At 38.2% G+C, this 12,730-nt stretch carries 9 protein-coding genes; 5 read left to right on the plus strand and 4 right to left on the minus strand.

Annotated features, from left to right (window positions below; genetic code table 11):
• Nucleotides 1–30: 30 nt before the first annotated feature.
• The 4 genes from NDQ75_RS00140 to NDQ75_RS00155 all read left to right on the plus strand — a co-directional run bounded on the left by NDQ75_RS00140 (nt 31) and on the right by NDQ75_RS00155 (nt 6,974).
• Entirely contained in the window at nt 31–1,557 is a 1,527-nt protein-coding gene (locus NDQ75_RS00140) for a SusD/RagB family nutrient-binding outer membrane lipoprotein (RefSeq protein WP_202028743.1), read from the plus strand.
• A gap of 158 nt (nt 1,558–1,715) precedes the next feature.
• Complete coding sequence (nagB, locus tag NDQ75_RS00145; RefSeq protein ID WP_202028744.1) at nt 1,716–3,632, plus strand: glucosamine-6-phosphate deaminase; 1,917 nt, start codon at nt 1,716–1,718, stop codon at nt 3,630–3,632.
• A 143-nt stretch (nt 3,633–3,775) separates the two neighbouring features.
• The gene (locus NDQ75_RS00150; RefSeq protein ID WP_202028745.1) at nt 3,776–4,642 is read left to right on the plus strand and encodes a BadF/BadG/BcrA/BcrD ATPase family protein; all 867 of its coding nucleotides are present in this window, start codon (nt 3,776–3,778) and stop codon (nt 4,640–4,642) included.
• 31 nt (nt 4,643–4,673) lie between these two features.
• Nucleotides 4,674–6,974 carry a family 20 glycosylhydrolase gene (locus NDQ75_RS00155; protein ID WP_202028746.1) on the plus strand — a complete coding sequence of 767 codons (2,301 nt, stop codon included), beginning with the start codon at nt 4,674–4,676 and terminating at the stop codon, nt 6,972–6,974.
• A 91-nt stretch (nt 6,975–7,065) separates the two neighbouring features.
• Here NDQ75_RS00155 and NDQ75_RS00160 read toward each other — a convergent pair whose 3' ends face one another.
• The 4 genes from NDQ75_RS00160 to NDQ75_RS00175 form a co-directional block, all read right to left on the minus strand.
• Nucleotides 7,066–7,818 carry a DUF6503 family protein gene (locus NDQ75_RS00160; RefSeq protein WP_202028747.1) on the minus strand — a complete coding sequence of 251 codons (753 nt, stop codon included), beginning with the start codon at nt 7,816–7,818 and terminating at the stop codon, nt 7,066–7,068.
• A 134-nt stretch (nt 7,819–7,952) separates the two neighbouring features.
• Nucleotides 7,953–9,344, minus strand: coding sequence for an efflux transporter outer membrane subunit (locus tag NDQ75_RS00165; protein WP_202028748.1), 1,392 nt, complete (start codon nt 9,342–9,344; stop codon nt 7,953–7,955).
• Between the two features lie 3 nt (nt 9,345–9,347).
• Nucleotides 9,348–10,529 (minus strand): HlyD family secretion protein, encoded by a 1,182-nt coding sequence (locus NDQ75_RS00170; RefSeq protein WP_202028749.1) that lies wholly within the window; start codon nt 10,527–10,529, stop codon nt 9,348–9,350.
• 49 nt (nt 10,530–10,578) lie between these two features.
• Nucleotides 10,579–11,010 carry a DUF3302 domain-containing protein gene (locus NDQ75_RS00175; protein WP_202028750.1) on the minus strand — a complete coding sequence of 144 codons (432 nt, stop codon included), beginning with the start codon at nt 11,008–11,010 and terminating at the stop codon, nt 10,579–10,581.
• A gap of 554 nt (nt 11,011–11,564) precedes the next feature.
• Here NDQ75_RS00175 and NDQ75_RS00180 point away from each other — a divergent pair.
• Nucleotides 11,565–12,539 (plus strand): alpha/beta hydrolase family protein, encoded by a 975-nt coding sequence (locus NDQ75_RS00180; RefSeq protein ID WP_202028751.1) that lies wholly within the window; start codon nt 11,565–11,567, stop codon nt 12,537–12,539.
• Nucleotides 12,540–12,730: the final 191 nt, after the last annotated feature.

Raw genomic sequence — 12,730 nt, forward strand, 5'->3', positions numbered from 1 at the left:
ACATAGTAGAATATTATAACAGAAGAACACATGAGATCAATAAAATATATCTTAACAGGCTTGGCACTTGCGGGTTCCCTGTTTGCCTGTACAGAAGACTTTGAAGAAATAAACACAGACCCCTACAATGCCACAACCGCTCCTATCGAAGGTATAATGGCTGGAGTACAATATTTCGAATTTGCTGAGCCACGTTTCCTAACGTGGAGAGGAAATTTAATTTATAGCAGTCAATTCGCTAATCAGTTTAGCTATAACTACCAAGGCTCTTGGTTTGGTGCAGATGCCTACCAAAACAACCAAGGTTGGACGAATGGTATGTTCGATAATAGCTATAAAAAAGTTACTCTGAATGCTCGTAACTTGTTAAAATCGTATACTGAAATTGGTGATGAAAATGGCATAGCGGTAACACGCATAATGATGTCTTGGTTTTACCAGAAAATGACGGATATTTTTGGAGATGTTCCTTACAGCGAACTTACAGGAGAAAATCTCATTCTGGAAAACCCAAAACCCGTTTATGACAGCCAGAAAAGCATTTATATGGGTATTATGGAGGACTTAAAAGCCCAAATGGATGCGATAGGTAATTCTACCACCCCAATTAACGGTGCCGAAGGTGATTACGTTTATGGTGGAGACCCTCAAAAGTGGAAAGCGCTAGCAAACACCCTTAGATTACGAATGGCCATAAGGTCTAGAGATGCTTTCATTGCTGATGGCGAACAGGCCTTTATAGACGGTGTTATAAATGATTGTCTTTCAAGCACACTTATCAACGAATCCAATTCAGGACTTTTAAAAAGATCTGAAACACCGCTCTTACTTTCGTTTTTAGATGGCGGTTTTGAAGATGTCTATTGGGGTTTTGCAGGAGTAGGATCTAAATTTACATTTACCGATCGTTACATTAATTTATTGGCCGACAATAACGACCCGCGTCTGTCGCAAATCTCTACACCTTCCGTTACTAACGGAGAATTTAAAGGGTCACCTATTGGATCTAGAACGCAATTACCTCGTGAAGATTTTGCCGATCCTAGCGAAATGGTAGTAGGATTGTCAACTACTGAAATTGAAGACTTAGCTCCAATTAAAATACTATCAGCAGCAGAATCTTATTTCCTTCAAGCAGAAGCTGCCCTTTTGGGATATGGAGGGGATGCCAATACCTTATACCGTCAAGGAATTGAAGCAAGTATGTCTTTCTGGAAAGTACCTGCTACCGATATTCAAACATTTCTTTCAAATGAGAATATTGCGAATTTAAGTGGTAGTGTACAAGACCAGTTAGAAATGGTTTGGAATCAACGTTGGATAGCAGCATTGATGAACGGTTATGAAAGCTGGTCTCTAGTAAGAAGAACAGATTTAATTCCAGCATTAACTGACAACAATAGCTTCTTTGTAACCCAACCTAATAATGGAATTGTTCCCAGAAGACTTCCTTATTCTGCCACGGAAATTGTATCGAATGAAGAAAACGTTCAGAAAGCTGTGCAACAGCAAGGCCCAGATGAGATGACAACGAATATTTGGTGGGATATAAAATAAGATATCGTAAAAGACAGGCTTTATTATAGAGTCTGTCTTTAAAAAAATTGAGCAAACAAAACTATCCTGTAAGCGATCTTATTTCTCTTGTCCTAGAGAACAGAGCTTTTATGGATAAATTAAAAGCTGAAATAACATTAACGGCTATTGAATAAAAAATGATACAAGAAATTAAATATAAGCAGGTTGGTAAATTTGAAGATACCAAGTTTGAAAAAATCCATAACGAGATTTTTAACGATTCAAATTATGCTTCTGTTTTGGTGGCGCATGAAATTGCCGAAATTATAAAAGAAAAGCAGCAGGAAGGGAAACCTTGCGTGCTTGGACTTGCAACGGGTTCTTCTCCTATAAAAGTATATGAAGAGCTAGTAAACCTTCATAAAAATGGGGAACTGAGTTTCTATAACGTAATTACCTTCAATTTAGATGAGTATTACCCCATGGAACCAGAAAACCGACAGAGTTACTACTACTTCATGCACCAACACTTGTTTGATCATGTAGATATCAATCCCGAAAACGTTCATATTCCTTCTGGAGAAATTCCTGCGGAAGAATTGGATCAGTATTGTATTGACTACGATTTAAAAATCAAACAACTGGGCGGACTCGATTTCCAATTATTGGGAATTGGAAGAACGGGACATATTGGTTTTAACGAACCAGGCTCTCACAAAAATTCGGGCACTAGAATCATCACTCTAGATCATGTAACGCGTAGGGATGCAGCATCCGATTTTAATGGAATTGAATACGTGCCTAAAAAAGCCATCACCATGGGCGTAAGCACCATCATGAAGGCAAACCGTATTATTATGCTCGCATGGGGACATAAAAAGGCTTCTATTGTAAAAGAAACTATCGAAGGACAAATAACATCCAATATTCCAGCAACTTTTCTTCAAAATCACGATAATGTTTCGATGATTTTAGATGATGAAGCGGCTTCGGAACTCACCAGGATTAAGACACCTTGGATTGTAAGTCAGTGTATTTGGACAGACGAGCTGAAAGTGAAAGCGGTTACTTGGTTGAGCGAAACCCTTAAAAAACCAATCTTAAAGCTTACAGACAAAGATTATAATGAACATGGTATGTCTGGTTTGCTCACTATTGAAGGTTCTGCGTATAATTTAAATATTAAAATTTTCAATAAAGTACAGCGTACAATTACGGGCTGGCCTGGCGGAAAACCCAATGCTGATGATAAAAACAGACCCGAAAGGTCAACCCCAGCCAAGAAAAGAGTACTAATTTTTAGTCCGCATCCCGATGACGATGTAATTTCCATGGGCGGTACTTTTTCCAGACTTATCGATCAAGGACATGAAGTTCATGTGGCGTATCAAACTTCTGGGAATATTGCCGTTACTGATGAAGAGGCGTTGAAGTTTGCTGAAGTAGGACAATTGATGGATTGCAATGCTGGCGAGACCAATTTCAAAAAGGTAATTTCATTTTTAAATTCCAAAACAACAGCGTACGAAGATAGTTTGGAAACGAGAAAACTGAAAGGTTTAATCCGCCGAATGGAATCGTATGGCGCTACCCGATATGTGGGACTGGACGATTCGAAAGTTCATTTCTTGGATCTTCCTTTTTACGAAACGGGTAAGGTGAAGAAAAATCCTATCGGGCAAGAGGATATCCAAATCATTTCCGACCTCATTTCAAGCATTGAACCACATCAAATCTATGCCGCAGGGGATTTAGCAGATCCGCATGGTACTCATAAACTTTGTTTAGATGCCATTTTTGAAAGTATAGAGCAAATTAAACAGCAGCCGTTTATGAATGACTGTTGGGTTTGGTTGTATCGCGGTGCTTGGCACGAATGGGATATAGCCGATATCGATATGGCTGTGCCTTTGAGTCCGGATGAGATGAACAAAAAGATAAATGCTATTCTTTTCCACCAATCACAAAAGGATCGTGTTATGTTCCAAGGTGAAGATGCGAGGGAATTTTGGGTTCGTGCACAAGAAAGGAACAGAAATACCGCCCTTTTATATGATAATCTTGGGTTGGCAGAATACGAAGCGATCGAAGCTTTTAAGAGATATCATTTTTAAAATATAGTTCAAGTTTTAAGTTAGCAATGTTTGGTTAGTTTGACAGGCAACCCCTTCGTTGTTGAGGGGGTTGTTTTATCATTTCCTATTCAGTAAGTGCTTCCTAAACTAGATTTTCAAAACACCCTAAACAAAAATATACAATGATTTTAGTTGCCGATAGCGGTTCTACCAAATGCGATTGGGTAATTTCTGATACAAATGGAACGCAAATTCTTTCAACAAAAACAGAAGGCATCAATCCAACCACATTAGCCGATAATACGATTAAGAATATTCTTGCTAACTGCAACGATTTGATGAACTATAAATCGTTGATTACGCAGATTCATTTTTATGGTGCTGGATGCGGAACAAGAAGTGCTGATAAAAAAATGCGCATTTTGTTGGAAGATTTATTTGAAAACACACTCCATATCAGCATAAAAGAAGATGTGGTTGCCGCCATTCATGCTACCACTGCAAAACCTGGGATTATCTGCATTCTAGGAACCGGGTCTAATTGCTGTTTTTTTGATGGTGTAAACGTTCATCAGAGAATTCCATCGTTGGGATATGTTTTATCAGACGAAGGTAGTGGAAACTACATCGGAAAAGAGCTTTTACGAGCCTATTTTCAAAAGAAAATGCCCAAAAACCTTGAAACCAAATTTGAAGCAACTTTCAATACCGATTTAAATGAAGTGTTGCAACACGTTTATCATTTGCAAAATCCGAATAAATATTTGGCTTCTTTTGCGCGTTTTGCCTTTGAGCACAGAAATGAGCCATTTGTAAAAACCATTCTCGAAAACACCATAGAGACTTTTATTGATGCCTATTTAGTCCATTACCATGAGGAACTACAAAAGCATCCCGTGCATTTTGTAGGATCCATCGCTTTTTATGGTCAAGATATTATCACGAAGCAATTAACTGCCAAAGGTTACCGAGCAAGCACTTTCATTAAAAAGCCCATCGATAACTTAATAAAATACATTGCTTCACAAAACTTTCAAGCCAAGAACTAATATGAAACGAGCAACCCTAAAATACCCGTACATGAGTAAGTTTATTTATATTCTTATTTGTTTTTTCATTACCGCTAGTTGTTCTAAACAAAAGAAACATAACAGCGATCCTATCAGTTTAGAGAACATAACTCCCAAACCCCAAAAAATAACGGTAGAAGACAATAGTTTTAAACTGTCAAAGGAAACTTCCATTATTTTTAATACTGAAGAAACAAAAGCAATTGCCGAATTTTTTATTGATAAAATAGCCAGTCATACGGGTTTATCAATTTCGTTAGCTGGAGAAAGTCAAACGGAAAACACCATTCAACTTGTTTTAGATGATGCGCTTGAGGTAAACAATGAAGGTTACAGGCTTTCCATTTCAAAAGAAAACATCTTGGTAAAAGCAAAAACCAATCAAGGTCTTTTCTACGGAATGCAATCGTTGCTTCAATTATTACCTATTTCTTTGGAAAGTTATCATCTTGATGCAATACAACTTCCTACCGGTACAGTTACTGATGAACCCGAATTTTCTTGGAGAGGATGGCATCTAGACGTTTCTCGCCACTTTTTTTCTGTTGAAGAAATAAAAAAGCAATTGGATGTACTGGCACTTTTTAAAATAAACAAATTCCATTGGCACCTTACCGATGACCAAGGTTGGCGTATTGAAATTAAGAAGTATCCAAAACTTACCGTGCAGGGCATTCAAAAAAATGAAGAATCCTCAAAAAAAGAATATTATACGCAAGAAGAAGTAAAAGAAGTAGTAGCCTACGCAAAAGAACGTTTCATAGATGTAATTCCAGAAATAGAAACACCTGGACACGCTGTCGCCGCTCTTGCTGCGTATCCAGAATTATCTTGTAATCCAAATATAAAATATCAACCCAGGGAATTATGGGGAGTGGATTACAATATTTTTTGCGCAGGAAATGAAAAGGTTTTTCAATTTTTAGATGATGTTTATGCTGAAATTGTTCCGCTCTTTCCATACAAATACTATCATGCCGGTGGCGACGAGGTTCCAAAAAGAAGTTGGGAGAATTGCTCCTCATGCCAAAAAACAATGAAAGAAAATAGCTTAAAGGACGAAGAGGAACTACAAAGCTATTTCATGGCTAGGGTAGAAAAAATAATCCAAAAGCACGATAAAATAATGATTGGCTGGGATGAGATTTTAGAAGGTGGCATCACGCCAACAACCAACATCATGTCTTGGCAAGGGGAAGAAGGCGGTATAAAAGCTGCCAATGCTGGCCACGATGTTATTATGGCTCCCGCAAGTTACGCTTACCTCAATTTTAGTCAAGGGGATTATCGGGTAGAACCTATGGCGCACGGCGGTGATGTTCCTTTAGAAAAAGTATATAACTACAATCCGATTCCTGCCGATATCGCCGATGATAAAAGAAAACACATTCTTGGTATGCAAGGCAATATTTGGACAGAATATGCCTACGAAGGAAAAGACATTGAATATTATATGTACCCAAGAATTTTAGCAATTGCAGAATTAACTTGGAGTGGAGAGAAAACAAAAAATTACGAAGATTTTTTAAAGAGACTAGCGCTACTTTACCCAATTTTGGATCATTACGAAATCAACTATCACATTCCACTTCCAGAAGGACCTACTGCCGATAATATTGCTTTTATTGATAGCGTGACAGTAGAATTTGAAACTACGCATCCGGTGACAATGAAATACACTTTAGATGGAAGTCAGCCTACTGAAAATAGTGAAACCTACAAACAGCCACTTACATTTTCGGAAAACACGGAAATAAACATTGCATCTTTTCTACCACACGGAAAAGTGAGCAAGGTTAGAAAACTTCAACTTAAAAAAGTTACTTATAAAGAGGCACAAAAGCCGAAAAATGTTCAATCCGGATTACAAATACAAACGGTTAAAGGGCATTTTATGGATGCCGATGAAGTGCCAACACCAAACGGAGAGATTTCAATAATTAAAAATATTGAAGCCACAAACACAGCTTACGACTGGGGAAAAGAAATAGACACTACCAAATTTGGGGCCTCAATCTTGAAGGGATATATTGAAATTCCAGAAGACGGGGTTTACTATTTCGCAAGCAAACAGGAACAAGTTAAAATCGCCGATTCCTTAATTATTAATCCTAAAAGTACTTTAAAAAGATTTCCTATTGAAGGAACTATCGCCCTGAAAAAAGGGTTGCATCCTATTGAAATTCTTTACCTCAACAATGTGGTGAAAGGATGGGCTTCCGACTGGAATGAAGTAGAAGTTAAATTCAGAAGAGCTAAACAAGAGACTTATAAAGCAATAGACAGTAGCATGGTTTTTTATGCTGAATAATTTACCGTTGTAATAAAATGAAAAGGCGGATTTTAAAGGTTTCACCATTTAACCTTTAAAATCCGCCTTTTTTAGTATTGTTTTAATTTAGCTATTCCGATTTCTCAAAAAAAGTAGAATCAACCTCCTCAATACTTACTGAAACATCTTCAAAAGTAACCGGATTTACAGTTTGCGGCGGAACAACATTGCCTAAAGAATCCCTTTCATACCATATTAAAGACTTCGGAAGTTTCAATCCGCTAACTTCTTGCCATTCATCATATTTAATAATTGAAGCTTCATCTTTGGCTTTATTATCAAAAAATGTAACCGTGTAACCCAGCCATTCCATTTCATGACTCTTCGGATTGTAATACAAATAGTAATTGTCTTTAGAAGAAGCTCCAACCCCATCCTTAAACGAAACTTTAATTCCAGGGTAAGACTCCCCTTCCACCGTTAAAGAATCGGCGTCGCTGTAAACAATTCCATCGTCTGCTAAGACAAACGGCATTGCATAAAAATAAAAGAATAGGTTGTGGTAAAAATCAGGATTTCCTTTAAAAGCGGCTGTATCTTTCTCCTCCAACCAAGTGCTTTTTCCGTTATAGCCTAACGTATATTTTGGAGAAACTACCAACGATTTTCGGTTATTTAAATCAATAGTATGAATTTCTTCCCCTTTGGTGAACTTCAGTAATTTTTGCTCTTTCCAAGTTTCTAAACCTCCGTGCGCTTTAAAAACCTCTACCAGTTCTTTTGGATACTGGTCTAAATTAAGTTCTTTCTTTTCCTCTTTTTTTTCTGAAGAACATGCAATTACGGTAAACGCAAGCAAGATAAAGCCAAAATAATATTTCATCTGTTTTTAGTTTATTAGTTAAATCGGTTATGTCTAATTATTGAAATTTGACGATTAGACGCAGTACTGAAGTAAACTTAACAAGTTTTCTCAGGCAAACGAAAGAAATTTTACATATTACTAGCAAAAGACCACTACATCGAGCCACCTAATGCCACAAAAAGATTAATTCGCTGAACTATTTTTTCTCCGCGAAGCCTTAATAAATCGATTTCACTCCGGAATAAATCCATTTGTTGGGTTATGAGATCACGCATATCTGCAATACCCACCCGATAGCGTTGTTGCTCAAGTTCGAAAGCGCGTTCATTGCTACTTACCGCCACTGCCAAAAATTGCTCTCTGTTGTCTACCGTTTCCACTTCTTCCAACGCATTTTCAACATCTGCTAAGGCATTAAGTACCGTGCGGCTATACATTTCTACAGCTTGTTTTTGCTGTGCATTTCGTACCACAACATTGGCGCGTAATTTCCCGCCTTGGTAAATAGGAGCCATTAACTCCCCGCCAATGCTTCGAATAGGATTCGAAAATTCCGACCTTAAATTCATCAATTCGCTATCGATAAAACCAAAACCGCCTGTTAGGTTTAGATTGGGAAGCTTGGCTGCTTCGGCCTCCCCCACTCTATAAAAAGCTGCATTAAATCGGTATTGAGCAGCTAAGACATCGGGTCTACGTTCCAGTACTTGCACAGGTATTCCCGTCGGAATCTTGGTAGTGATTTCAGCCAAAGCATTTTTTACTTCAATTTCTGCGGAAGGATACCTACCCAATAATAATTCAAGTGCTCTTAACTGATTGTTATAGCCCAATTCCAATTGTTTCAACGCATCTTTCAAACGATTTAAATTAGCTTCCGAAACCATAAAATCAATTTCGGTACCGATTCCGACATCAAATCTTTTTTTAGAGAGTTCCCTCATTTTTTCAGAAATGGCTATCATTTGTTTCGCCAATTCAATTTGTAAATACGTTTCTGACGCCAAATAGTACGACCGTGCGACTTGGGCCGCCAACGACAATCGGGCAAATGATAATTCTGCTTCCGAAGCAGCCAAATTAGATTCTTCGGCATTTCGAGCGTTACGCAATTCACCCCAAATATCCAGTTCCCACGAAGCTGCAAATAGCGCACCATTAAGTCCGCCACCTAAATTACCTCCTAATTTATTGGTTTCGCGCCCAAGAATTGATAACGCCGGACGCAAAGCCGCTTGTGCCGCCTGCACATAGCCTTGTGATTCCTCCACACGAGCGCTGCTCATTCGTAAATCGGGATTATAGATTAATGCTTCAGAAACCAAAGTATCTAACAATTCATCATCAAAAGTGCTTAACCAATTTTCATTTATTGCAGTGGTATCAACACTATTCTGCCAAGTAGACGGCAATATAAAATTGGCAAATGCCGCTTCATATAAATCCTCTTCCACAGGAGGTTTTTTCACCGCACAACTATTCAGCAATAATAAAAAAGCAACCGTAAAGTAAAGTCTGTAAAATTTTTGAAAAAGATTTCCCATGTTTTAATGAAGTTTTAAAACAAGCCAATCCATTTTAGTACCCACGCGAATAATCACTTTTCTAACTAAATGAATAATAGCGCCATGGTCGGTATAAATAGCGCCTTGACCAACGGCACCGGGCGCTAAAAATAAGTCTCTGTCCTCTTCGGCTATTTTTAGCCGAACAGCAAACCGTCCTTCTTCAAGGTGAGTGTCTTGTGTATCGGGTAACGTCCCACTTACTTTTAATTGTCCTTGCGCGTTGGCCCAAACGATATGGTCTACCTCACATTTTATGATTCGGTTAGGATAGGTTTTTAAGGCAATTTCTGCCTCCTGACCAGGTTCTACGTAACGTATTTCATTTTGATGAAAGAGCGCTGTAACCCATTGTTCGTCTTCAATAAATGTCATAACAGGTTTAATGGGAAATTGAACGGCCATCGCTCCGGGTCGCAATTGTAAATTTACTACCCGTCCATCGGCAGGAGCACGATAAACAGTTTGTTCGAGTTTCCATTTAGCCTCTTCCAATTGCGCTTTCGCTTGCTCCAAATCGGCTCGGGCTTGTGCAATTTCTGAGAGTTCCCCATCGGAGACCACTGCAGAGATACGTTGAATATACTGCGATTTTTGTGCTTGTGCCGCTGCCTTTTGAGCTTGCAAATGTTTTACATTGGCCTGGGCCTCTTCATAATCAAACTTGGAACCTGCGCCAGACAATGCCAATTCTTGGGTCTGTTCTAGTCTTTTCATTGCCAGCTCCAATTGAGCATCAATCATACTTACGTTACTAGACGCTGCTTCAATTTGGTTTTCCAATTCAGCATCATAGGCCTTCGCACTAATTAATTTGGCCTCCAACATTGGGATACGCGCCTGCAAATCTTTTACCTTCCACTCAAAAGGAACCGGATCTATTTTGTAAAGTACTTCTCCCTTTTTTACATGTTGATTGGGCTCTACATTTACTTCCGTCACCAATCCTGACACAGCAGGAACTACTTCTACATTGTAATTAATAACCCTTACGTCGTGTGAAGATGGAGCTACAATATTCAGAAACAATATTAAAATAGCAATCGATACAACCGGAATAATAATGGCCACTGCTTGGGTAAACGTATTCCAAGGAAGCAATTTGTACTTAAAAAAAACGAGCCATACAATACAGCCATAAATAGCGAGTAGCAGTATTTCCATAATTTACAATTAAATGATGAACTTAGTTGACGAACAACCATCAACTATCTTATTTTTCAGTAGGCGGCGGGGTATTCTTTTTTTTCTTTTTGCGCTTTTTTTCCTTAAATTCTTTTATAGTCGTCTCATGGTATTCCCCTTTATCGGTACCATAGGCCATTTTATAAAAAACTGGTTTGGAATAGGCCCAAAGCCAAGCCAACGGCCATAGAAGTCCGCCAAAAAATAATGAAAGTAAGCATAAAACCTTGATAGCTTCCGCCTGTGGGTGATTTCTTTTCTCGGCTATTTTTTCGGGAAGTACATGGATAAATAGAAATACTCCAATACAAATAATAGGCGCTACAATGAGTGCAAACCAACTAACCACCTCTGCAATACCATCTTCTGCTGAAGCAAAAGAAAGTGAAGGCATTATTAAAACGAAAAACGTAAAGAATAATTTACTGGGGGAAACGAATGCTTTAAAATATGAATTCATCTATGCTGTTTTTAATCACTTTGTGAGGGTTATAAACTGACTGTTAATGTCAATTCTAACTTTAAAATGCATAGTCTGGGGGATATTTGCTACTTCTTACTCAAATATAAGAAAAAACTTGCATTGGTTTTCAAGATACTGCTGAAATGTTAACGGGGTTATATTGAAAGATTGAAAAATTTAAGAATTTAACAAGTATGCTGGAGGCTAGAGGCTAGAGGCTGGATTTCCAAGTCATTTCGATGTCGACTTTAGGAAGGAAGAGAAATCACGTTACTTTCTTAAATAACTGGATGTGATATCTCTCGTTGGTCGATATGACTCCCCTGCTATAAAATCACCTTTCCCACAGGCCCGGTAACGTTTCCCTCATCATGATGACCCTCCCCTCACACCAAAAAGCATTTCCCTCGGCCAAATCAGCGTTTCCCTCGGGTACTTATACCTTCCCCACGACCCGATGACCCTCCCCTCGCCGCGGGAATGATTTATCGATAGCGATAAGTTTTGGCTTATAGTTTTATCCCTTATATTTAATGTATAAATTTTCCTGAATGAAATATCTTAGCATTATTCTCATCTTTGTATTCTGTTCCAGCTGTGAATCACAAACCAACAATTTATTACTGCGTAAACAACTAATCTCAGATTGGTCCATATACCCAATTTATCCAAGGCTCACTAAGAGCAATAAAAGTTTGAATGCATGGAAAGACGAATATAAATACTTGGATAGCATTGATATCTATGGGATTACTTACTTAAGCGATGGACTAAAAATTCGTGGGCTAATCGCCGCACCAAAAAAGACTGGAAAATATCCTTGTATCATTTACAACCGGGGTGGCAATAGAGAGTTTGGAGCTTTAACCGCTGCACATGGCGCCATTACACTTGGTCGGATTGCGAAAGAGGGATATGTGGTAATAGCTAGCCAATATAGAGGAAATGGGGGAAGTGAAGGCAAAGAAGAATTTGGCGGTAAAGATGTCAACGATGTAATTATTCTGACGGATGTATTGAAGGAGGTTAAAAAAGCAGATACTACCAAAATTGGAATGTATGGATGGAGCAGAGGAGGAATGATGACATATTTGGCTTTGACCAAAACGAATAAAATCAAGGCCGCTGTTGTAGGCGGTGCAGTTTCCGATTGTTTCGAGAGTATAAAAAATAGACCGGAAATGGAGACGAAAGTATGGTCTGAATTAATTCCAGAGTATAAAAGCAATAAGCAATTAGAGCTAACTAAAAGATCTGCTATAAAGTGGGTTGACAAATTCCCTAAAGATGTACCTATTTTAATGCTCCATGGAAATGCAGATTGGCGTGTAAAACCAGAACAAACCCTTAAACTTGCCTTAGAATTTGAAAAATATCGAATCCCATATAGATTAATAATTTTTGAAGGAGGAGATCATGGAATCAATGAGCATAAAACCGAAGTAAATGACCAAGTTATTAACTGGTTCGATAGGTTTTTAAAAGATGATGAACAGTTACCAAAAATGGAATATCACGGTCGTTAAATTTTACTTCTAAATTAGTAGGGTTAAGAATTTTGAAATTTTCCAGATTAAAAGTTTCCTTTAACATCTAAAAACTTTGAAACTCTGAGCCTCTGAACCTTTGCCACTTTTAACTTGAAACCTCTAGAACTTTTCAGCTTATCGACTTATCAACTACACAACTAACCACTTTCCCCCAGAAACTTTTCCCA

Origin of the sequence: Galbibacter mesophilus (assembly GCF_023721415.1) — a bacterium.
Classification (GTDB): domain Bacteria; phylum Bacteroidota; class Bacteroidia; order Flavobacteriales; family Flavobacteriaceae; genus Galbibacter; species Galbibacter mesophilus.